Source organism: Pseudomonas sp. xss_4, from assembly GCF_043104125.1.
Lineage (GTDB): Bacteria > Pseudomonadota > Gammaproteobacteria > Pseudomonadales > Pseudomonadaceae > Aquipseudomonas > Aquipseudomonas parafulva_B.
Genome location: NZ_JBICKJ010000078.1, coordinates 66,186 through 87,453 on the forward strand (window position 1 = coordinate 66,186; position 21,268 = coordinate 87,453).

Consider the following 21,268-nt stretch of genomic DNA (forward strand, 5'->3'; position numbering starts at 1 on the left):
CACTGCCGGGGCGGACAAGGTACCTCGCCTGCATTGGGCATGCAGGGTTGATCAGTAGGTTTCTTCCGGCAGGCTGGCGATGATCGAGCGGTAGCTGTTCATCCGCTGTGGCTTGATTCGCCCGTCTTCCAGGGCCTTGAGCAGCGCGCACCCAGGCTCGCGATCATGTTTGCAGTCGCGGAAGCGGCAGGTGCCGAACAGGTCGCGGAACTCGATAAAGCCCTCTTCCACATCGGTGCGGCTGACATGCCCCAGGCCGAACTCACGGATGCCCGGCGAGTCGATCAGGTCGCCCCCGTTGGGGAAGTGGTACAGGCGGGCGGTGGTGGTGGTATGGGTGCCCTGGCCTGACCATTCCGACAGGTCACCGACCCGGGTACCGGCCTGTGGCAGCAGGCTGTTGACCAGCGACGACTTGCCCACCCCCGACTGACCGACGAAGACGCTGATGTGTCCATCCAGTGACTGCTGCAGGCGCTGCATGCCATCCCCTTGATGCGCCGACACTTCCAGCAGCGGGTAGCCCAGTTCACGGTAGACGTCCAGGAGCGCTTGCAGGCCTGGCCCGTTCTCGTCATTGACCAGGTCAGCCTTGTTCAGCAGCAACAGGGGCCGCAGGCCGGCATGCTCGGCGGCCACCAGGTAGCGGTCGATGAGGTTGGGGTGCGGTTCCGGCGCCGGTGCGAAAACGATGACGATAAGGTCGACATTGGCCGCCACTGGCTTGAGCTGGCCATGGTTGTTGGGCCGGCACAGTTCGGTTGCACGGGGCATCTGCGCAACGATGACGCCGATCCCCTGGTTGCCGGCACGCCAGACCACGCGGTCGCCAGTGACCAACGCAGGAAGGTTGGCGCGCAGGTGGCAGCGAAACACCTGGCCTGCGGTGTCGCCATCCTGGGCTTCGACTTCAACTTGTACACCGAAGTGCGCGATCACCAGCCCCAGCTGCTCGGGCCCAAGGTCGCCGCCTTCCAGTTCCTGCAAGGCATGCTGCTCGCGCTTTGCCGCACGTGCAGCGCGCTCGTTCTGAATCTTTTCGATACGCCAGTTCTGGCGACGGTTGAGCTGGCGTTTGGCCATGAACGCTCCGTAGAAGGCCCCGTGCGGGGCGTAGAAAACGACTGGCAGTCTAGCATGCCGGGCCTGAACGCTGTCCGCTTCACTTTGGTTCGTGGGGGTGCACTGCGCTAATATAGGCCTCCATCGGAGGAGTGCCTGCATGCAAAACCCACAGAACCTGATCTGGATCGACCTGGAGATGACCGGGCTGGATCCGGACAGCGATGTCATCATCGAGATGGCCACCATTGTCACCGACAGCGACCTCAATACGCTGGCCGAGGGCCCGGTCATCGCCATCCACCACAGTGATGAAGTGCTGGCGCGCATGGACGACTGGAACACCCGCACCCACGGCGCCTCCGGCCTGACCCAGCGTGTGCGCGAGAGCCAGGTGAGCATGGCCCAGGCCGAGGCCCAGACCATCGCCTTCCTCGAGCAGTGGGTACCTAAAGGCAAATCGCCAATCTGCGGGAACAGCATCTGCCAGGACCGTCGATTCCTGTACCGGCACATGCGTCAGCTGGAAAATTACTTCCACTACCGCAATCTCGACGTCTCCACCCTCAAGGAACTGGCAGCGCGCTGGGCCCCCGAAGTGCGAGACAGCTTCAGCAAGGGCAACACGCACCTGGCGCTGGACGACATTCGCGAATCCATCGCCGAGCTGCGCCACTACCGCGAACACTTCATCAAATTCTAAAAAAACGCAGCTCACGCGCTTCACGCGACCATTAGCGTACGGCCCCCGGCACTTCTGCCCGAGGCCGTGCGCTGACGGTCGCTTGAGCGGGTGATCGGTGTGGGTCTTGCTCATGTTGCTGATGCTTTATCTGATCGCCATCACCGCCGAAGCGATGACCGGTGCGCTGTCTGCCGGCCGTCGTGGCATGGACTGGTTCGGGGTGGTGCTGATCGCATGCGTGACCGCATTGGGCGGTGGCTCGGTGCGTGACGTGCTGTTGGGGCACTACCCGCTGACCTGGGTCAAGCACCCGGAATACCTGGTGCTGACCAGCTGTGCGGCGCTGTTGACCATTTTCATCGCGCCGATGATGCGCCGCCTGCGCTCCCTGTTTCTGGTACTCGACGCCTTGGGGCTGGTGGCCTTTACCCTCATTGGTTGCATGACCGCGCTGGAGATGGGGCAGGGCATGCTGGTGGCGTCCATCAGCGGTGTGATCACGGGGGTCTTCGGCGGGATTCTGCGGGATATCTTCTGCAATGACATTCCGCTTGTGTTCCGCCGGGAGCTTTACGCGAGCGTGTCGTTCGCTGCGGCCTGGTTCTACCTGGGCTGCGACTACTTCAAGGTGCCCGCAGAGCAAGCCATGCTGCTGACCTTGTTCGGTGGCTTTCTGGTGCGATTGCTGGCTATCCGCTTTCACTGGGAGATGCCCAAGTTTCATTACAATGACCAGCAGTGAGGTTGGGCGCCCGCACCAGGCTAGCGGGCCCTGGCTTTGTGCTACACCGCAAAGGTGCAGAGGCCGCTATGCGGCCTATCGCGACCTCCCCTTTAGGGTCATGCCACCCCGTGCCGGGCAAGCGCCCATTCCACGTGTTCCCTCACCAGTGGCGAGGCATCGTCGCGTCGCGCCTTGAGGGCTTCGATGACCGGGATCGTGGAGGGGGCGTTGCCCAGACCAACGGCCAGGTTGCGCAGCCAGCGCTCATAACCGGCACGTCGCAATGGCCCGCCTTCGGTCTTGCGCAGGAAAGTAGGCTCATCCCACAAGAACATCTGCGCCAGCTCCGCGTTCTCCAGGCCGTGGCGGGGCTGGAAGTCCTGCTCGCGGGTGGGCTTGGCGAAGCGGTTCCAGGGGCAGACGATCTGGCAGTCATCGCAGCCGAACACCCGGTTGCCCATCATCGAGCGCAACTGCACCGGGATCGGCCCCTTGAGCTCGATGGTCAGGTAGGAGATGCAGCGGCGGGCATCGAGCACGTACGGGCCGACGAACGCCTGGGTTGGGCAGATGTCCAGGCAAGCCGTGCAGCGGCCGCAATGCTCGCTGGTGGTGGCCTGGTCCACTGGCAGGGGCAGGTCGACGAACAGTTCAGCCAGAAAGAAGTAGCTGCCGGCCTTGCGGTTGAGCAACAGGGTGTTCTTGCCGATCCAGCCAAGCCCGGCTTGTTCGGCCAGCGCCTTTTCCAGCACCGGCGCGCTGTCGACGAAGGCTCGGTAGCCAAAGGGGCCGATGGCCTGCTGGATGCGGTCGGCCAGCGACTGCACACGCTTGCGCACCAGCTTGTGGTAGTCCCTGCCCAAGGCATAGCGGGATACGTAGGCCTTTTCCGGTTGGGCCAGGCGCTGCGCCATTTGCGTGTCGCCGGGCAGATAGTCCATGCGCAGCGAGACGACGCGCACGGTGCCTGGAATCAGCTGCTCTGGGTGGGCGCGCTTGCTGCCGTGTGCCCCCAGGTATTCCATCTCCCCCTGATAACCGGCGTCCAGCCAGCGCTGCAGGTGATGCTCGTGTTCGCCCAGGTCGATACCGGCGATGCCGACGTGGGCAAAGCCCAGTTCCTGGCCCCACAGCTTGATGTTATGGGCCAGTGCGTCGAGGTCAGGAGTGAAGGCGGACATGGATGGGCAAGCAATACGGGCAGAGGTGCGTATAATTCTGCCAGACATTGGAGCTTTTGACCCCATGCAACAGACCAGTAACCCCGTACACGCCCCCACAGTGCTGAGCAGCCTGACCGTTGCCCGCCTGCCGCCACGCCCTGCTCAGGCCCATAAAGGTGACTTCGGCCATGTGCTGGTGGTCGGCGGCGACCTTGGCACCGGCGGCTCCGTCCTGCTCAGCGCCGAGGCCGCGTTGCGCTGCGGCGCGGGGCTGGTGAGCGTAGCCACGCGGCCGGAGCACGTGGCCGCCGGGCTGACTCGCATGCCCGAAACCATGTGCCTGGGCGTGCAGTCGGCCAACCAGTTGATGACCGTGCTGGGCCGCGCTTCGGTGGCGGTCGTGGGGCCTGGCCTGGGGCAGGCGGCATGGGGGCGCAGCCTGCTGTCCGCTGTGGCCAACGCCGAGGGCGCGCAGGTTTGGGATGCCGATGCCCTGAACCTGCTGGCAGCCTCGCCCCTTGCGCTGCCCAGTGGCAGTATCCTGACCCCGCACCCAGGCGAAGCTGCACGGCTGCTGGGTATTTCCACCGAAGCGGTGCAGGCGGACCGCCCGGGTGCAGCGCGCAAGCTGGCACGCCGCCACAACAGTGTGTGCGTGCTCAAAGGCGCAGGTACCTTGGTCGCCGACCCCGAAGGGCGGTTGGCGCGCTGCGACCGTGGCCATCCAGCCATGGCGGGCGCAGGCCTTGGAGATGTGCTCAGTGGTGTGTGCGGCGCGCTGCTGGCCCAGGGGCTTGGCGCCTGGGACGCCGCAGGCCTGGGCGTCTGGCTGCATGCCTGTGCTGGCGAGCGCCTGGGTAGCGGCGGCCGGGGGTTGGCGGCCAGTGATCTGATACCTGTGATTCGTGCGTTGTTGGAGGAGCATTCAGCGTGTCTGGCTTAAACCTGTTTCTGGCCGATGAAGCGGCCATGGTTGCCTTTGGCGGCCAACTGGCCGGTGTGACCGGTGGGCGCGGGATCATCTTCCTGGAAGGCGACCTCGGCGCTGGCAAGACAACCCTGTCTCGCGGCCTTATTCGTGGGTTGGGCCATACGGGTGCAGTGAAAAGCCCTACGTTTACCGTGGTAGAACCCTACGAGATTGGTGATGTCCGAGCTTTTCACTTCGACCTCTATCGGCTGGTCGATCCGGAGGAGCTTGAGTTCATGGGCATTCGTGACTATTTCGAGGGTGATCCACTGTGCCTGTTCGAGTGGCCACAAAAGGGTGCGGGCGTTTTGCCAAAGCCTGACCTGACCATTACCATAAGCCCCCAGGCGAGCGGACGCTCGCTTGTACTTTCGCCGCAGGGGGCTCGCGGCGACGCCTGGTGCGTGGCACTGGCCGAATACTATAAACAGCAAGCGGGGTAGGTATGCGCATACGCGCACTGGTCGCCATCGTTGGGCTTTTGCTGACAACGGTGACCGTTGAGGCTCTGGCCGTCACTCAAGTCAAGAGCGTGCGCCTGTGGCGTGCGCCGGACAACACCCGGCTGGTCTTCGACCTGTCTGGCCCTGTGCAGCACAGTGTCTTCACATTGAGCGCACCCGATCGGCTGGTCATCGACATCAACGGCGCAACCCTGGGCGCACCCTTGAAGGTGGCGACGTCCAATACGCCGATCAGCAGCGTGCGCTCGGCCCAGCGCACGCCGACCGACCTGCGGGTGGTCGTGGACCTGAAGAAATCGGTCACGCCCAAGAGCTTCACCCTGGCGCCTAACGCGCAATACGGCAATCGCCTGGTGGTCGACCTGTACGATCAGGAGGCGGACGCCATTGCCGCCAGTGCCCCACCGCCTGCGCCGCCACCGGTGCAAACGCCAGCCACCACGCCAGCGGTGCCCGTCACGCCAACCCAGCCAGCCATCAAGCTGCCACCGGTGCCCAGTGGCAAGCGCGATATCGTGGTGGCCATCGATGCCGGTCACGGTGGCGAGGATCCAGGCGCTTCGGGCTCCAGCGGGCAGCATGAAAAAGACATCGTCCTGCAGATCGCCCGCGAACTGCAGCGCCAGATCAACAGCGAGAAGGGCTTTCGCGCCGAGCTGACGCGCACCGGCGACTACTTCATCCCGTTGCGCAAGCGCACCGAGATCGCCCGCAAGAAAGGCGCCGACCTGTTCATCTCCATCCACGCCGATGCTGCCCCGTCGCGCGCTGCCTTCGGCGCCTCGGTGTTCGCCTTGTCCGACCGCGGTGCCACCTCCGAGACCGCACGCTGGCTGGCCGATACGGAAAACCGCTCTGACCTGATCGGCGGTGCCGGCAATGTCAGCCTCGATGACAAGGACCGCATGCTGGCCGGGGTGCTGCTCGACCTGTCGATGACGGCCACGCTCAGCTCCAGCCTCAACGTCGGTCAGAAGGTGCTGGGCAACATGGGGCGTATCACCTCGCTGCACAAGCAGCGCGTGGAACAGGCCGGCTTCATGGTGCTCAAGTCCCCGGACATTCCCTCGATCCTGGTAGAGACCGGCTTCATCTCGAACAATGCAGAAGCCGCCAAGCTGGCCACACGCAGCCACCAGCAGGCATTGGCCCGCTCCATTCACACCGGGGTTCGCCAGTACTTCCAGCAGAACCCACCGCCAGGCACTTACGTGGCGTGGCTGCGCGACAGCGGCAAGATCGCCCAGGGCCCGCGTGAACATACGGTGCGGCCCGGCGAAACCCTGGCCATGCTTGCGGTGCGCTATCAGGTCAGCGTCACCAGCCTGCGCAGCACCAATAGCCTAAAGACCGATGAGCTGAAGGTCGGCCAGCGCCTGGACATTCCTGCCACCACGTTGGCTTCGCAATGAGCGGCGGCTCTCGTATCCAGCTGCTCAGCCCGCGGCTGGCCAACCAGATTGCGGCTGGCGAGGTGGTGGAACGGCCGGCATCGGTTGCCAAGGAGCTGTTGGAAAACAGTCTTGACTCCGGTGCTCGCCGGATCGACGTCGACGTCGAGCAGGGTGGCATCAAGCTGCTGAAGGTGCGCGACGATGGCAGCGGCATCTCTGCCGACGACCTGCCGCTGGCGCTGGAGCGCCATGCCACCAGCAAGATCCGCGAGCTCGAAGACCTTGAAGGCGTCCTGAGCCTGGGGTTTCGCGGTGAAGCCTTGGCCTCGATCAGCTCGGTCGCCCGGCTGACCCTGACCTCGCGCACGGCCAACGCCAGCGAAGCCTGGCAGGTGGAAACCGAAGGGCGCGAGATGACTGCGCGGGTGCAGCCTGCTGCGCACCCCGTCGGCACGTCCGTGGAAGTGCGCGACCTGTTTTTCAACACGCCGGCGCGGCGCAAGTTTCTCAAGGCCGAGAAAACTGAATTCGACCACTTGCAGGAAGTGATCCGGCGCCTGGCACTGGCCCGGTTCGACGTGGCCTTCCATCTGCGGCACAACGGCAAGAGCATTCTGAGCTTGCACGAGGCACGCGAGGAAGCCGACCGTGCCCGGCGGGTGGGCGCCATTTGCGGTCCGGGTTTCATGGAGCAGGCCCTGCCCATCGACGTGGAGCGCAACGGCCTGCGTCTGTGGGGGTGGGTCGGGTTGCCGACCTACTCGCGCAGCCAGGCAGACTTGCAGTACTTCTTCGTGAACGGGCGCGCGGTGCGCGACAAGCTGGTGGCCCATGCCGTACGCCAGGCTTACCGGGACGTGCTGTTCAACGGTCGTCACCCCACCTTCGTCCTGTTTCTTGAGCTTGAGCCCAATGGCGTGGACGTCAACGTTCACCCGACCAAGCACGAAGTGCGCTTCCGTGAGGGACGCAGCGTCCACGACTTTCTGTACGGCACCTTGCACCGTGCCCTGGCCGATGTGCGTCCCGAAGACCAGTTGGCTGCCCCGGCTGCTTTGCCTGAGGCGACCCGCCCGACGGGGCAGCAGGCAGGCGAGTTCGGGCCCCAGGGCGAAATGCGCCTGGCTGCGGCCGTGCTCGAGCAACCGCGTGCTGCGCCGTCTCCTGTTGCCGGCAGTGGCAGTGGCGCGGGTTACCAGTATCAATACACACCCAGGCCGTCGCAGCCATTGCCGGCTGCCGAGGCCCAGGCGGTCTATCGCGAGTTCTACAAGCCCTTGAGCGAAGGCGCCGCCGCGCTGCCGGAAAGCCAGGGCGACATCCCCCCGCTTGGCTTCGCGTTGGCCCAGCTCAAGGGCATCTACATCCTGGCCGAGAACGCCGCAGGCCTGGTGCTCGTCGACATGCATGCCGCCCATGAACGGATCATGTACGAGCGGCTGAAGGTGGCCATGGCCAGCGAGGGTCTTAGCGGTCAGCCATTGCTGGTGCCCGAAACGCTCGCCCTGAGCCAGCGCGAGGCCGATTGCGCCGAAGAACACGCCGCCTGGTTCCAGCGCCTGGGCTTCGAGTTGCAGCGCCTTGGCCCGGAAACCCTGGCGATTCGCCAGATTCCTGCGTTGCTCAAGCAGGCTGAAGCCAACCGCCTGGTACAGGATGTGCTGGCGGACCTCATGGAGTACGGCACCAGCGACCGTATCCAGGCACACCTGAACGAATTGCTCGGCACCATGGCCTGTCACGGTGCCGTGCGTGCCAATCGGCGCCTGGCGATCCCGGAAATGAACGCCTTGCTGCGCGACATGGAAAACACCGAGCGCAGCGGCCAGTGCAACCATGGCCGTCCCACCTGGACCCAGATGGGCCTGGATGATCTGGACAAACTATTCCTGCGCGGTCGATGAAATGAGTGGCAAGCCCCCTGCAATATTTCTGATGGGCCCGACGGCATCGGGCAAGACCGACCTCGCCATCGAGCTGAGCAAGGTCTTGCCTTGCGAGCTGGTGAGCGTCGATTCCGCCCTGGTCTATCGGGGCATGGACATCGGTTCGGCAAAGCCTTCCAAGGCTGTGCTGGCTGCCCATCCGCACCACCTGATCGACATCCGCGACCCGGCCGACGCTTACTCGGCTGCGCAGTTTCGTGCCGACGCCTTGCGCGTGATGGCCCAGATCACCGCCCGCGGCAATATCCCATTGCTGGTGGGCGGGACCATGCTCTATTACAAGGCGTTGACCGAGGGGCTGGCCGACATGCCGGCGGCCGATGCCCAGGTCAGGGCCGAGCTCGAGGCCCTGGCCGAGGTCGAGGGCCTGGAGGCGCTGCACCAGCAATTGGCTGAGGTCGATCCGGAGTCGGCCGCGCGCATCCATCCCAACGATCCGCAACGGTTGATCCGGGCACTGGAGGTGTACCGGGTCAGCGGGCAAAGCATGACGGCCCATCGACAGCGTCAATTGGCTGAAAGTAGCGGTGCAGACGCAAGCGCCTGCGGTCATTTGCCCTATACTGTCGCCAGTCTTGCGATTGCGCCTACAGATCGTCACATTCTGCATCAGCGAATTGCGTTACGATTTTCACAGATGTTGGAACAGGGCTTTGTCGACGAGGTCCGATTGCTGCGAGCCAGAAGTGACTTGCACGCCGGACTGCCGTCTATACGGGCAGTGGGCTATCGGCAGGTCTGGGATTACCTGGACGGCCAGCTGACTGAGAATGAGATGCGTGAACGCGGTATCATCGCGACCAGGCAGTTGGCCAAGCGGCAATTCACCTGGCTGCGTGGCTGGCCAGACGTGCATTGGCTCGACAGCCTGGCCTGCGACAATCTGTCCCGCACCTTGAAATACCTTGGGGCCGTCTCCATATTGAGCTGAGTCCCTGCTGATTGCCGTCTATCCTTGTGAAAGCCGGCCTTACTTATCGTTTTTTCAGATTTTCCAATTATTTATCCTTACAGGAGTGCGGCATATGTCAAAAGGGCATTCGCTACAAGACCCTTACCTGAATACCTTGAGAAAAGAAAAGGTTCCGGTTTCGATCTACCTGGTAAACGGCATCAAGCTGCAAGGCTCGATTGAGTCGTTCGACCAGTTCGTGGTGCTGCTGAAGAACACCGTCAGCCAGATGGTCTACAAGCACGCCATTTCCACTGTTGTACCTGCCCGCCCGGTTCGTCTGCCAAGCCCGTCCGATTCCGATCACGGCGACAGCGAGCCAGGCAACGCCTGATAGGAGCCTGCATTGTTCTTTGAGCGCCACGGTGGTGGTGAACGCGCGTTGCTCGTTCACTTGGAAGGTCAGAACCCTGAGGCGCGCGAAGACCCGCAGGAGTTTCAGGAACTCGCGTTGTCGGCCGGTGCCGACATCGTCTCGCTGGTAACGGTCTCGAGGCATCAGCCCTCGGCCAAGTACCTGATTGGCAGTGGCAAGGTCGAGGAGTTGCACGACCGTGTCCATGCCGAGCAGGTAGACCTGGTGATTTTCAATCACACCCTCACGCCCAGTCAGGAGCGCAACCTCGAACGCGTGTTCGAGTGCCGTGTGCTCGACAGGACCGGGCTGATTCTGGATATCTTCGCCCAACGGGCACGTACCCACGAAGGCAAGCTGCAGGTCGAACTGGCCCAGCTTGAGCACATGAGTACGCGGCTGGTACGCGGTTGGACCCACCTTGAGCGACAAAAAGGAGGTATTGGCCTGCGGGGGCCGGGTGAAACCCAGCTCGAAACCGACCGTCGCCTGCTGCGCGTACGCATCCGGCAGATCAAGTCCCGCCTCGAGAAAGTACGCAGCCAGCGTGAACAGGCGCGTCGCGGGCGCAAGCGCGCGGACATTCCGTCGGTCTCGCTGGTGGGCTACACCAACGCCGGCAAGTCCACGTTGTTCAACGCCCTGACCCAGTCCGAGGTGTACGCCGCCGACCAGTTGTTCGCCACCCTCGACCCGACGCTGCGTCGGCTTGAGCTCAACGACCTGGGGCCTATCGTGCTGGCCGATACCGTGGGCTTCATTCGCCATCTGCCGCACAAGCTGGTCGAGGCGTTTCGGGCTACGCTCGAGGAGTCGAGCAACTCCGACCTGCTGCTGCACGTGATCGATGCCCATGAGCCTGAGCGCATGGAGCAAATCGAGCAGGTGCTGGCCGTGTTGGGCGAGATTGGCGCCGAAGGCTTGCCGATCCTCGAGGTGTATAACAAACTCGACCTGCTCGAAGAGGTCGAGCCGCAGATCCAGCGCAATGCCGACGGCAAGCCCGAGCGGGTCTGGGTTTCGGCACGTGACGGGCGTGGCCTGGAGTTGGTTGGCCAGGCGATTGCCGAGCTGCTGGGTGATGATCTGTTTGTCGGCACCTTGTGCCTGGAGCAACGTTTTGCCCGCCTGCGCGCGCAATTCTTTGACCTGGGCGCGGTGCAGAGTGAAGCGCATGATGAAGAAGGGCGCAGCCTGCTGAGCGTGCGTCTGCCCAGGGTAGAACTCAATCGCCTGGTCAGCCGTGAAGGCATGGAGCCGCAAGTGTTTGTCGAGCAACACACTTTGCAATAAATGCCCTACGAGGTCGTCGGGCAGCAGTGACAGGCATTCTGTAGCATTGGACGGCGCGCCGTGGGCGCGTCTTTGCTTTATCAGATGGAGAGCGCTATGGCTTGGAACGAGCCGGGTGGCAACTCGAACAATCAGGATCCCTGGGGCGGCCGCCGCGGTGGCGGTGGTGGCGGCGACAAAAAAGGTCCGCCGGATCTGGACGAGGCCTTCCGCAAACTGCAGGACAGCCTCAACGGCATGTTCGGTGGTGGCAAGAAACGGGGTGGCGGTGACCGCAATGTCGGCAAAGGCGGCGGCCTCGGGCTGCTGGCCATCGGCCTGGCAGTGCTGGCGGCCATCTGGCTGTACAGCGCCGTGTATGTCGTCGACGAGCAGGAGCAGGCCGTTGTGCTGCGCTTCGGCAAGTACTATGAGACGGTCGGTCCCGGCCTGAACATCTACTTCCCGCCGATCGATCGCAAGTACATGGAAAACGTCACGCGCGAGCGGGCCTACACCAAGCAGGGCCAGATGCTGACCGAAGACGAGAACATCGTCGAGGTACCGCTGACCGTCCAGTACAAGATCAGCAACCTGCAGGACTTCGTGCTCAACGTCGACCAGCCTGAGGTCAGCCTGCAGCATGCGACCGACAGCGCCCTGCGTCACGTGGTGGGCTCTACGTCCATGGACCAGGTATTGACCGAAGGTCGTGAACAGATGGCCGTGGACATCCGCGAACGTCTGCAGCGTTTCCTCGACAACTACCGCACCGGCATTACCGTTACCCAGGTCAACGTGCAGAGCGCGGCAGCCCCGCGTGAAGTGCAGGAAGCCTTCGATGACGTGATCCGGGCGCGCGAAGACGAGCAGCGTGCCCGCAACCAGGCCGAGTCCTACGCCAATGGCGTGGTGCCCGAAGCCCGTGGTCAGGCCCAGCGCATCATCGAAGACGCCAACGGCTACCGCGATGAAGTCATTGCCCGCGCCAAGGGTGAGGCCGACCGCTTCACCAAGCTGGTCACTGAGTACCGCAAGGCACCTGATGTGACCCGCGAGCGCCTGTACCTGGAAACCATGCAGGCGGTGTACAGCAATTCGAGCAAGGTCATGGTGGCAACCAAGGACGGGCAGAGCAACCTGCTCTACCTGCCACTGGACAAGATGGTCGAAGGCAGCCGCAACTCGTCCGCACCTGCGAGCGGTGTATCGTCGGCCAACGACGCTGCCGCCGCGCGCTCGGCGCAGGACACGCAACAGCAACAGCAGCCGCTGCGCACTAGGGAGAGCCGCTGATGAGCAACCGATCGCTGATCGCCCTGATCGCCGCCGTGGTTCTGGCCATCGTGGCCTGGAACAGCTTCTACATCGTGGCCCAGACCGAGCGGGCAGTATTGCTGCGCTTCGGCAAGGTGGTTCAGGCCGATGTCCAGCCAGGGCTGCACGTGAAAGTGCCGTACGTGAACCAGGTACGCAAGTTCGACGCCCGCCTGATGACCCTCGACGCCCCTACCCAGCGGTTCCTGACCCTGGAGAAGAAAGCGGTGATGGTCGACGCCTATGCCAAATGGCGCGTCAAGGATGCCGAGCGCTTCTACACGGCCACTTCCGGCATGAAGCAGATCGCTGATGAGCGTCTGTCCCGTCGTCTGGAAAGCGGCCTGCGTGACCAGTTCGGTAAGCGCACCCTGCACGAAGTGGTGTCCGGTGAGCGTGACGCGTTGATGGCCGACATCACCGCTTCGCTGAACCGCATGGCCAACAAGGAGCTGGGTATCGAGGTCATCGACGTCCGCGTCAAGGCCATCGACCTGCCCAAGGAAGTCAACCGCAGTGTGTTCGATCGCATGAGCACCGAGCGTGAGCGCGAGGCGCGCGAGCATCGGGCCAAGGGTAATGAGCTGGCCGAAGGTATTCGTGCCGACGCCGATCGCCAGCGCCGTGTGCTGCTGGCCGAGGCCTATCGCGAATCTGAACAGACCCGCGGTGAGGGTGATGCCCAGGCGGCGGCTATCTACGCCAAGGCCTACACGCAGGACGCTGATTTCTACGCGTTCTACCGTAGCTTGCAAGCCTACCGCGAGAGCTTCTCCAGCAAGAGCGACGTGCTGGTCCTGGATCCGAAGAACGAGTTCTTCCGCTTCATGGACAAGAGCAAGCCCTGAGCCGAATTCGGGCAGGCGCCCCGCCTGGCAGCTAAAACGCCAGGCAGGGTGCATCCCGAATCAAAAGGGGTGTATGATGAGTCAGCCGGGAAATTTCCCGGCTTTTTTGCGTCTGCAAGGTTGATCGGCTTGGTGTCGGTTCGCCTTTGACACGTTCGCAAGGCAATTCGAGGGTATCGGGTACGGTGGCTGCGCTGGGATCAGTGCTGCCCGTTGCTGTGCGCGATACCTGCTTTACTGACGGCCGGCTTGCTGGCGGCCGCCCGGACCAGAGGGGAAAAGGCGTAATGGCAACGGTAGACCGCTGGCTGCTGCCAGATGGCATCGAGGAAGTACTGCCACCTGAGGCTGCGCGCATCGAGATCGCGCGTCGCCAGGTGTTGGACCTGTTCCAGAGTTGGGGTTACGAACTGGTCGTCACCCCGCATATCGAGTACCTGGAATCGCTGCTTACCGGCGCTGGCCAGGACCTGGATCAGCGTACCTTCAAGGTAGTGGACCCGCAGTCCGGCCGCCTGATGGGCTTTCGTGCCGACTTCACGCCGCAGGTCGCGCGCATCGACGCCCATACCCTGCGCCGTGAAGGCCCAAGCCGGTTGTGTTACGCCGGCAGTGTGCTGCATGCCCAGCCGCGTGCTTTGTCTACCTCGCGCAGCCCTATCCAGCTGGGTGCCGAACTGTACGGTGATGCCAGCCCCACCAGCGATGTGGAGGTCATCAGCCTGATGCTCGCCACACTGCAGTTGGCCGATGTGCCTGATGTCCACATGGACCTGGGCCATGTGGGCATCTACCGTGGCCTGGCTCGAGCCGCCGGCCTGTCGGGCGCGGTCGAGCAGCAGCTGTTCGACGCCCTGCAGCGCAAGGCGGTCGACGAAGTGCAGGCGCTGACGGCCGACTTGCCAAAGGATGTGGGCAACATGCTGCGAGCCCTGGTCGAGCTGTGTGGCGGCAGGGAAGTTCTGGCCGAGGCCCGCGTACGCCTGGGTCGTGCACCTGCAAGCGTGCTGGCGGCCCTGGACGATTTGCTGGCCATCGCCGACCGGTTGGCCGCTCGTTACCCGCAGTTGCCGTTGTACTTCGATCTGGGTGAACTGCGCGGTTACAACTACCACACGGGCGTGGTGTTTGCGGTGTTCGTGCCAGGTGAAGGGCAGTCGATTGCCCAGGGCGGACGCTATGACGACATCGGCGCCGACTTTGGCCGGGCGCGCCCGGCTACCGGTTTCTCCACGGATTTGAAGACCCTGGTCACACTGGGGCGAGCGGAGGTCGTACTGCCCACGGGCGGCATCTGGATGCCGGACAGTGGCGATGCGGCCCTATGGCAGCATGTCTGCCAGTTGCGCAACGAGGGCCAGCGTGTGGTCCAGGCCCTGCCTGGTCAGCCGCTGAGTGCTGCCCTTGAAGCGGATTGTGATCGTCAATTGATTCAGCAAGACGGGCGCTGGCAGGTTCTGCCGCTGGCCCAGTGAGTTTCTGCGTCGGCAACAGGCCGGCAACCAAGTTTGCGTGAATGAGGACCAATGTAATGGGTAAGAATGTCGTCGTCCTGGGCACCCAGTGGGGTGATGAGGGCAAAGGCAAGATCGTCGATCTGCTGACCGAACATGCTGCCGCCGTCGTGCGCTACCAGGGTGGCCACAACGCGGGCCACACCCTGGTGATCAACGGTGAAAAGACCGTTCTGCACCTGATTCCATCCGGCATCCTGCGTGAAGGCGTGCAATGCCTGATCGGCAACGGTGTGGTCGTTGCACCCGATGCGCTGATGCGCGAGATCACCAAGCTGGAAGAGAAGGGCGTACCGGTGCGCGAGCGCCTGCGCATTTCCCCGGCTGCGCCGCTGATCCTGTCGTACCACGTCGCGCTGGACCAGGCCCGTGAAAAAGCCCGTGGCGAAGCCAAGATCGGCACCACCGGCCGTGGTATCGGCCCAGCGTACGAAGACAAGGTCGCCCGCCGTGGCCTGCGCGTGGGCGATCTGTTCCACCGCGAGCGTTTTGCCGCCAAGCTGGGCGAGCTGCTGGACTACCACAACTTCCAGCTGGTCAATTACTACAAAGAGCCTGCCATCGACTTCCAGCAGACGCTGGACGAGTGCATGGCCTATGCCGAACAGCTCAAGCCGATGATGCTCGACGTCACTGCCGAGCTGCACAAACTGCGTCGTGCCGGCAAGGACATCATGTTCGAAGGCGCGCAAGGCTCGCTGCTGGACATCGACCACGGTACCTACCCGTACGTCACCAGCTCCAACACCACCGCTGGCGGTATCTCGACCGGTTCCGGCGTGGGCCCGATGTACCTGGACTACATCCTGGGCATCACCAAGGCCTACACCACCCGCGTAGGTTCGGGCCCGTTCCCGACCGAGCTGTTCGATGACACGGGCGCCACCCTGGCCAAGCGTGGCCATGAGTTTGGCTCCACGACCGGGCGTGCCCGTCGTTGCGGCTGGTTCGATGCCGTCATCCTGCGCCGCGCCATCGACGTCAACAGCATCTCGGGCATCTGCCTGACCAAGCTCGACGTGCTGGACGGCCTGGAGACCATCAACATCTGTGTAGGTTACAAGGATGCCAATGGCGAAGTGATCGAAGCCCCGACCGATGCCGACAGCTACATCGGCCTGCAGCCTGTGTACGAAACACTGCCGGGCTGGAGCGAGTCGACCTTGGGTGCCAAGACCCTGGAAGCGCTGCCTGCCAATGCGCGTGCCTACATCACCCGTATCGAGGAGCTGATCGGCGCGCCGATCGACATCATCTCCACCGGCCCGGACCGCAACGAGACCATCGTGCTGCGTCATCCGTTCGCCTGATCTGCCCTGCAGGCTGATCCGACGCCGTGGCCCTGAACAGGGGCCGCGGCGTTTTTCATTGTGGGTATGAAACGCGCATTGCTTGGACTTGGCGTTTATCCCCGCTGCTACCGGCATAACCCTTGCTGTAAGAAGTGTCTGTCGATGCCATCAAAGTAATGGCGCCAGAAAACACGAGGGTTTCACCGTGTCTGCCATCCTTTCGCTGTTACGAAGCCGCCTGTTGCGGCCTGTTTTTGTGGCCTTGGGTATCGCCCTTTTGGTGCAAGTGCTGGTGGCCGTTGCCCTGACACGAAGCACCGTTTCGGCCCTTGAGCGCGAACTGGCCGAACGCCTGGGGCATGACAGCCAGCAACTCACGACCGATCTGGAGCAAGCCGGCCAGGAGGTGCGCGCAGGCCTCGATGGCCTGTCTGCCAGCACGCGCCAACGCTTGAGTGCAGGGCTCTCGACGCGCCTGCAGGCCGAGCAGCAGCAACTGCGCGAAACTCTCGAAGGCACGCTGAAGGAGTCCGCCAACGACATGGCAGAGTTGCTGGCCTCGGTGGCGCCGCGCGCCATCTGGGACAAGGATGTGCCGGTGCTGTCGGATTTCGCCCGACGGGCGCAGCGCAATCCCAACGTTCTGTTCGTGATTTATGACGATGCAGAAGGCCAGCACCTGACCCGCTACCTGAACCGACAGAACCCGATCAACCAGGCATTGCTCGAGAAGGGCCAAGGGGAGCGCGCGCTGGACAAGGTGATCGAGGCCGCTCGCCGTGATCCTGCCGTGTACATGGTCGAAGCGTCGATCAACCCAAACGGGGCGGAAATCGGCAAGGTTCTGCTGGGCGTGTCAACCGCCGGTATCGATCAGCAACTGGCCGCGCTGGATCAGCGTTTCGCAGCCTTGATCACCAGCAGCGAACAGCTGGTTGGCGACAGCCTGGTAGGGGCGGCTGCCGATAGTGGCAAGACCCTGCGTGAACGCCTTGAGGCCGCGCAAGGCAGCGCCGCGGCCATGCAGAACAATACAGCGCAAACCGTGCGCGATGCGGCGGCTGAATTGCGTTGGCGCATCGGGCTGGGCCTGGTGCTGGTAGGGTTGGGCGTGCTGTTGGTGGTGGCCGTGGTGCTGGGCCGGCGTGTAGTGAGCAAGTTGCGCCTGTTGATCGCGGCGCTCGATGACCTGGCGGCGGGCGAAGGCGACCTGACCAAGCGGGTACGGCTGGACAGCTGCGACGAGATTGGCGACATGGCCTCTGCAGTCAACCGCTTCGTCGACAAGCTGCAACCTATCGTGCGCGAAGCCGGTGACGTGGCCCAGCGCACCGGTGTGGAAATCGACGCCATGGCCCAGCGCAACGCCGGCGCCGATGCCGCCGCTGCGTTGCAACGTGATGAAGTGGCGGCCAGCCTGAGCGACCTGTCGAGCATGGCTGAAGAAGCCCAGGCCGAGAGCTACGCCATGCAGGCCGCCTTGCAGCAAGTGGTGGACATCCGCCAGGCCACCGACGAAAACAGTCGAACCTCGACGCAACTGGCCGGGCTGATCGAAAACCTGGCTGGGCAGGTGGACGCAGGCTCCCAGGTCATTGAGCGCCTGGCCAAGCAAAGTGAGCAGATCGAGGTGGTACTGACGGTGATCCATGGCATTGCCGAACAGACCAACCTGCTGGCCCTCAATGCCGCCATCGAAGCCGCCCGTGCCGGTGAGACGGGGCGTGGCTTTGCCGTAGTGGCGGACGAAGTGAGGGCATTGGCGAGCAAGACGCAACGCTCCACCGGTGATATCCAGGCGCATATTGCCGCACTGCAGGCAGGGGCGAAGGAGGCGGTAGCCACGATCAGTCAGGCGGGTACAAAGGCCAGCGAAGGGCTGCTGGTGCTGCGTGACAACGAGCGTCGCCAGCAGTCGGTACAGGCTGCCGTTGAGCAGGTGCATGCGGCGATAGGCCTGGCTACCCGTGCCGCCGAACAGCAAGCCAACGGCGCGCAAGCGGTGCGCGGCAGGGTGCAGAACATACATACCCAGGCCGAGCGTTCAGCCGAAGTGGTGATGCAGACCACGGCAAGCAGCAAGGTACTGGACGATCTGGCGGCGCAGCTTCGGGCGAGTCTAGGCCAGTTCCGGGCTTGATGCGTTTGAGGCCATCACGCCCGGTTCAGGTACATCCGCGTTGTCAGCAGGTACACCGGCAACCCCGACACCACAATCAACAACGCCGCATACGGGGCTGCGGCCGCGAACTCCACATTGGCCGTGTGTGCCCAGACTTCGGTGGCAAGGGTCGTCATGCCGGTCGGGCTGAGCAGCAACGTTGCCGTCAATTCCTTCATGGCGTCCAGAAACACCAAGGCGAAGGCCGCTGCCATCGCCGGGAAGATGATCGGCAGGGTCACTTTGCAAAACGCGGCAAAGCTGCTTGCTCCCAGGGTGCGGGCCGCTTCTTCCAGCGTAGGGGAGGCCTTGTTCAAGGCCGTGCGTACAGGGGACTGGGCCAGAGGCAGGAACAACAGTGCATAGGCCAAAAGCAGTAACGCCGTGGTCTGGTACAGCACCGGCACGTAGTGCAGGGCGAAGAACACCAGCGTCAGGGCAATGACCAGGCCGGGCAGGGCATGCAGCAGGTACGGCAAGCGTTCTGCCCAAATGGCCAGGCGCCCCTTGTAGCGCACCACCAGGAAGCTGATCGGCAGAGCTAGCACGACGCAGAAGCCGGCGCCGCCTAGCGACACGGACAGCGAGGTGAGCAGTGCACTGGAAATATCCGCAATGGGGAACGCTGCGGAGGAACCCACGCTGAGCCAGTAACCGAGCATGGCCAATGGAATACCGCTGCCCAAGACTGCCAAGCCCAGGCAGAACAACTGAGCAGGTATTGCCCAGCCACGCAGCTTTATAGGCTGAGCGCGGCGTGCCACGCCCTGGCCGATGCGCACATGCCGGGCCTTGCCGCGTACCCGCAGCTCCAGCCAGAGCATGACCAGGCACATGGCTAGCAGTACGGCAGAGAGCATGGCCGCGTTGGCGTTGCTGAACTCCAGCTCGAACTGTTGGTAGATGGCGGTGGTGAATGTCTGCAGGCCTAGAATCGACAGCGCACCGAATTCCACGAGCATGTGCAGGGCAATCAACAAGGCGCCCCCGAGCATCGATGGCCACAGCAGGGGCAGGGTGACTTTCCGGTACACGCTCCAGCGGCTACAGCCCAGGGTACGCGCCGACTCCTCGAGTGAGGTGTCCAGGTTGCGCAAGGTGGCGGCCACTGGCAGGAAGATCAGCGGGTACTTGGACAGGGCCATCACCAAAATGGCGCCGCCCAGGCCCTCGAAGTCAGCGCTCAGCGAGACCCAGGTGAAGCTGCTGACGAACGACGGCACGGCAAAGGGCAGGCACAACACCACCCCCCACAGCCTGCGACCGGGTAGGTCGCTGCGTTCGAGCAACCAGGCCAGCGCCAGGCCGACCACCATGCAAGTCAGGGTTACCCCGACCATCAACAACAAGGTATTGCGCATCAGCCCCCATACATAGGGGCGCCACAACAGATACAGCGCCTCTCGCCAGCCGGCTTCCCAGGCTTTGATGGCCACGTAGAGCAATGGCAGCACGCTCATCGCCACCAGGAAAAGCACGGGCAGCACCACCCAGATCGAGGGGCGCTTGCGGCGCGGTACGAAACGTACCGGCACCGGCTGGGTCAGGGCGGCAGTCATTAGAGCAGACCGACCTCACGTTCCAGTTCGATGGCTTCCTCGGCATTGCCCAGGTCGGCAGGCGAGATCTTGGGCGGGCGCAGGTCTTCAAACGGCTTCAGGCCCCGGTCGGAGACCATGCCCTTGTGCAGCGGGTACTCGGCTGTCGTCTGGGTGATGACGCGCTGGCCTTCTTCGCTGGCCATCCAGTTGAGCAGGGCCTGGGCTTCCTTGGGGTGCTTGCTGGCCTTCACGGCCGCGGCACCCGAAATGGTCACCAGGTTGCCGGCATCGCCGTCGGCCAGGTAGTACAGCTTGGAATCGAGCTTGCCACGCTCGCGCTCCAAGGCGTACCAGTAGTAGTTGTTGACCAGCACCGCGTCCACTTCACCTTTCTCCACGGCCTTGAGGGCGACCATGTTGTTGGTGTAGGTCTTGCCGAAGGCCTTCAGGCCGGTCAGCCATTCTTCCGTTGCCTCGCGACCATGCATCTTCAGGATGGCTACCGCCTGCTCCTGGAAAGCCCCGCTGGTGGGCACGAAGCCAACACGCCTGTCCCATTCAGGGTTGGCGAAGTCCATCACCGTGGTCGGCAGGTCCTTCTCGTCGATTTTCTTGGGGTTGTACACCACCACCCGGGTCCGCGCGGTCACGCCCATCCAGGTGCCGTTGGCGGCGACGTATTCCTTGGGCAGCATGTTGAGCGTGGCATCATCGATCTTTGCCAGCAGGCCCAATTCACCCAGGTTGTTCAGGGGTGGCGACTCTTCGGTATAGATGATGTCGGCCGGCGAGCGCTCGCCTTCTTCGATGATCTGGCTGGCCAGCTGGTTGCTGCTGCCCTTGCGAATATTGATATGGATGCCGGTCTTGGCTTCATAAGCCTTGGCGATGGCCTCGCCGATTTCCTTGTGCTGACCGTTGTACATGGTCAAGGTGACCGGCGCGTCTGCCATGGCGGCCGGAGCGCCGATGACCAGGCTCAATACGGCGGCGGCCAGGGTGCGCATCAGCGGTTGCGGGCGGATCGTCATGCGGGTACTTCCTCGCTTACGGCTACATATTCGGAAACAATGGTAAACGAAATCGTTTCTCATGTGGCGAGGTGACGATAAATTCATTGAGCGGGTTACGTGGGCTTATGCATGCATCGGAAGGGGCGGGGCGTTGGGTCTTGTGCACCGTCTTGCAGAAGGCCGAAAGCACGGGAGGGCGCGGCCAAGGTGCTGAATTTCAGGCAAGAAAAAACCCACTAGCAAGCTAGTGGGTTTTTGTATGGTGCCCAGGAGAAGACTCGAACTTCCACGACCGTTAAGTCACTGATACCTGAAACCAGCGCGTCTACCAATTCCGCCACCTGGGCAAAGCTTTACATCATCTGATGAAGGCGACTATTGTTCGCTTCACACAGTAGTAACAGATCCTTGGTCATCTATTACTTGAAAATTTTGGTGCCCAGGAGAAGACTCGAACTTCCACGGCCGTTAAGCCACTGATACCTGAAACCAGCGCGTCTACCAATTCCGCCACCTGGGCACACATTCGAGATAAAAGATGCTTTACAGCGCCGCTCATCTCTACTACAACTTCGGGGTTGTCCGTCGTCGTGGT

The 21,268-nt window shown here is 63.1% G+C and carries 18 protein-coding genes, 2 tRNA genes and 1 pseudogene; 15 read left to right on the plus strand and 6 right to left on the minus strand.

From position 1 onward, the window contains the following. Nucleotides 1-51: 51 nt before the first annotated feature. Nucleotides 52-1,083: a small ribosomal subunit biogenesis GTPase RsgA gene (rsgA, locus tag ACF8GB_RS17120; protein WP_058637984.1), complete on the minus strand. Its 1,032-nt coding sequence runs from the start codon at nt 1,081-1,083 to the stop codon at nt 52-54. Nucleotides 1,084-1,222: 139 nt separating this feature from the next. Between rsgA and orn the strand changes: the two genes are divergently transcribed. Next, entirely contained in the window at nt 1,223-1,765 is a 543-nt protein-coding gene (orn, locus tag ACF8GB_RS17125) for an oligoribonuclease (protein ID WP_027913960.1), read from the plus strand. A 112-nt stretch (nt 1,766-1,877) separates the two neighbouring features. After that, nucleotides 1,878-2,489 (plus strand): trimeric intracellular cation channel family protein, encoded by a 612-nt coding sequence (locus ACF8GB_RS17130; RefSeq protein ID WP_023532953.1) that lies wholly within the window; start codon nt 1,878-1,880, stop codon nt 2,487-2,489. A gap of 98 nt (nt 2,490-2,587) precedes the next feature. On the opposite strand, the gene queG is transcribed toward ACF8GB_RS17130, so the two are convergent. Next, the gene (gene queG / locus ACF8GB_RS17135) at nt 2,588-3,652 is read right to left on the minus strand and encodes a tRNA epoxyqueuosine(34) reductase QueG (RefSeq protein ID WP_058637985.1); all 1,065 of its coding nucleotides are present in this window, start codon (nt 3,650-3,652) and stop codon (nt 2,588-2,590) included. A 64-nt stretch (nt 3,653-3,716) separates the two neighbouring features. Between queG and ACF8GB_RS17140 the strand changes: the two genes are divergently transcribed. The 13 genes and pseudogenes from ACF8GB_RS17140 to ACF8GB_RS17200 all read left to right on the plus strand — a co-directional run bounded on the left by ACF8GB_RS17140 (nt 3,717) and on the right by ACF8GB_RS17200 (nt 18,098). After that, nucleotides 3,717-4,577: an NAD(P)H-hydrate dehydratase gene (locus tag ACF8GB_RS17140; RefSeq protein ID WP_078477907.1), complete on the plus strand. Its 861-nt coding sequence runs from the start codon at nt 3,717-3,719 to the stop codon at nt 4,575-4,577. Further along, nucleotides 4,565-5,047 (plus strand): tRNA (adenosine(37)-N6)-threonylcarbamoyltransferase complex ATPase subunit type 1 TsaE, encoded by a 483-nt coding sequence (tsaE, locus tag ACF8GB_RS17145; protein WP_058605813.1) that lies wholly within the window; start codon nt 4,565-4,567, stop codon nt 5,045-5,047. Before ACF8GB_RS17140 ends, tsaE begins: the two co-directional genes overlap by 13 nt. A gap of 2 nt (nt 5,048-5,049) precedes the next feature. Then, nucleotides 5,050-6,480 carry an N-acetylmuramoyl-L-alanine amidase gene (locus ACF8GB_RS17150; protein WP_058605814.1) on the plus strand — a complete coding sequence of 477 codons (1,431 nt, stop codon included), beginning with the start codon at nt 5,050-5,052 and terminating at the stop codon, nt 6,478-6,480. Next, on the plus strand, nt 6,477-8,366 hold the full coding sequence (gene mutL / locus ACF8GB_RS17155; protein ID WP_058637987.1) for a DNA mismatch repair endonuclease MutL: 1,890 nt from the start codon (nt 6,477-6,479) through the stop codon (nt 8,364-8,366). The genes ACF8GB_RS17150 and mutL overlap by 4 nt, the downstream gene beginning before the upstream one ends. A gap of 1 nt (nt 8,367) precedes the next feature. Then, on the plus strand, nt 8,368-9,339 hold the full coding sequence (gene miaA / locus ACF8GB_RS17160) for a tRNA (adenosine(37)-N6)-dimethylallyltransferase MiaA (protein WP_078477909.1): 972 nt from the start codon (nt 8,368-8,370) through the stop codon (nt 9,337-9,339). Nucleotides 9,340-9,433: 94 nt separating this feature from the next. After that, nucleotides 9,434-9,694, plus strand: coding sequence for an RNA chaperone Hfq (gene hfq / locus ACF8GB_RS17165; protein ID WP_015272006.1), 261 nt, complete (start codon nt 9,434-9,436; stop codon nt 9,692-9,694). A gap of 12 nt (nt 9,695-9,706) precedes the next feature. Next, nucleotides 9,707-11,008 carry a ribosome rescue GTPase HflX gene (gene hflX / locus ACF8GB_RS17170; RefSeq protein ID WP_058605817.1) on the plus strand — a complete coding sequence of 434 codons (1,302 nt, stop codon included), beginning with the start codon at nt 9,707-9,709 and terminating at the stop codon, nt 11,006-11,008. Between the two features lie 96 nt (nt 11,009-11,104). After that, complete coding sequence (hflK, locus tag ACF8GB_RS17175; RefSeq protein ID WP_392527356.1) at nt 11,105-12,283, plus strand: FtsH protease activity modulator HflK; 1,179 nt, start codon at nt 11,105-11,107, stop codon at nt 12,281-12,283. Next, complete coding sequence (hflC, locus tag ACF8GB_RS17180; protein ID WP_058605819.1) at nt 12,283-13,152, plus strand: protease modulator HflC; 870 nt, start codon at nt 12,283-12,285, stop codon at nt 13,150-13,152. Before hflK ends, hflC begins: the two co-directional genes overlap by 1 nt. Nucleotides 13,153-13,439: 287 nt before the next feature. Continuing rightward, entirely contained in the window at nt 13,440-14,627 is a 1,188-nt protein-coding gene (locus ACF8GB_RS17185; RefSeq protein ID WP_023532898.1) for an ATP phosphoribosyltransferase regulatory subunit, read from the plus strand. 56 nt (nt 14,628-14,683) lie between these two features. After that, entirely contained in the window at nt 14,684-15,976 is a 1,293-nt protein-coding gene (locus tag ACF8GB_RS17190) for an adenylosuccinate synthase (protein WP_058637990.1), read from the plus strand. Between the two features lie 1,003 nt (nt 15,977-16,979). Continuing rightward, nucleotides 16,980-17,192: pseudogene (locus tag ACF8GB_RS17195) on the plus strand (methyl-accepting chemotaxis protein); the annotation flags it as partial. 201 nt (nt 17,193-17,393) lie between these two features. After that, nucleotides 17,394-18,098 (plus strand): methyl-accepting chemotaxis protein, encoded by a 705-nt coding sequence (locus ACF8GB_RS17200; RefSeq protein ID WP_392475052.1) that lies wholly within the window; start codon nt 17,394-17,396, stop codon nt 18,096-18,098. Between the two features lie 14 nt (nt 18,099-18,112). Here the strand turns inward: ACF8GB_RS17200 and ACF8GB_RS17205 are convergent, their stop codons facing one another. From ACF8GB_RS17205 to ACF8GB_RS17220, 4 genes are all read right to left on the minus strand, one after another. Continuing rightward, nucleotides 18,113-19,678, minus strand: a complete 1,566-nt coding sequence (locus ACF8GB_RS17205) for an iron ABC transporter permease (RefSeq protein WP_196124453.1) — start codon at nt 19,676-19,678, stop codon at nt 18,113-18,115. Then, the gene (locus ACF8GB_RS17210) at nt 19,678-20,691 is read right to left on the minus strand and encodes an extracellular solute-binding protein (protein WP_058637993.1); all 1,014 of its coding nucleotides are present in this window, start codon (nt 20,689-20,691) and stop codon (nt 19,678-19,680) included. Before ACF8GB_RS17210 ends, ACF8GB_RS17205 begins: the two co-directional genes overlap by 1 nt. A gap of 242 nt (nt 20,692-20,933) precedes the next feature. Continuing rightward, nucleotides 20,934-21,020, minus strand: a tRNA-Leu gene (locus ACF8GB_RS17215). A gap of 86 nt (nt 21,021-21,106) precedes the next feature. Then, nucleotides 21,107-21,193, minus strand: a tRNA-Leu gene (locus ACF8GB_RS17220). Nucleotides 21,194-21,268 lie beyond the last annotated feature (75 nt).

Coding starts and splice junctions, on each gene's coding strand:
- ACF8GB_RS17210 (WP_058637993.1), bottom strand. CDS start 20,691: ATGACGATCCGCCCGCAACCGCTGATGCGCACCCTGGCCGCCGCCGTA.
- ACF8GB_RS17140 (WP_078477907.1), top strand. CDS start 3,717: ATGCAACAGACCAGTAACCCCGTACACGCCCCCACAGTGCTGAGCAGC.
- ACF8GB_RS17205 (WP_196124453.1), bottom strand. CDS start 19,678: ATGACTGCCGCCCTGACCCAGCCGGTGCCGGTACGTTTCGTACCGCGC.
- ACF8GB_RS17190 (WP_058637990.1), top strand. CDS start 14,684: ATGGGTAAGAATGTCGTCGTCCTGGGCACCCAGTGGGGTGATGAGGGC.
- ACF8GB_RS17150 (WP_058605814.1), top strand. CDS start 5,050: ATGCGCATACGCGCACTGGTCGCCATCGTTGGGCTTTTGCTGACAACG.
- hfq (WP_015272006.1), top strand. CDS start 9,434: ATGTCAAAAGGGCATTCGCTACAAGACCCTTACCTGAATACCTTGAGA.
- hflK (WP_392527356.1), top strand. CDS start 11,105: ATGGCTTGGAACGAGCCGGGTGGCAACTCGAACAATCAGGATCCCTGG.
- orn (WP_027913960.1), top strand. CDS start 1,223: ATGCAAAACCCACAGAACCTGATCTGGATCGACCTGGAGATGACCGGG.
- rsgA (WP_058637984.1), bottom strand. CDS start 1,083: ATGGCCAAACGCCAGCTCAACCGTCGCCAGAACTGGCGTATCGAAAAG.
- miaA (WP_078477909.1), top strand. CDS start 8,368: ATGAGTGGCAAGCCCCCTGCAATATTTCTGATGGGCCCGACGGCATCG.
- mutL (WP_058637987.1), top strand. CDS start 6,477: ATGAGCGGCGGCTCTCGTATCCAGCTGCTCAGCCCGCGGCTGGCCAAC.
- ACF8GB_RS17130 (WP_023532953.1), top strand. CDS start 1,878: ATGTTGCTGATGCTTTATCTGATCGCCATCACCGCCGAAGCGATGACC.
- ACF8GB_RS17200 (WP_392475052.1), top strand. CDS start 17,394: ATGGCTGAAGAAGCCCAGGCCGAGAGCTACGCCATGCAGGCCGCCTTG.
- queG (WP_058637985.1), bottom strand. CDS start 3,652: ATGTCCGCCTTCACTCCTGACCTCGACGCACTGGCCCATAACATCAAG.
- hflC (WP_058605819.1), top strand. CDS start 12,283: ATGAGCAACCGATCGCTGATCGCCCTGATCGCCGCCGTGGTTCTGGCC.
- ACF8GB_RS17185 (WP_023532898.1), top strand. CDS start 13,440: ATGGCAACGGTAGACCGCTGGCTGCTGCCAGATGGCATCGAGGAAGTA.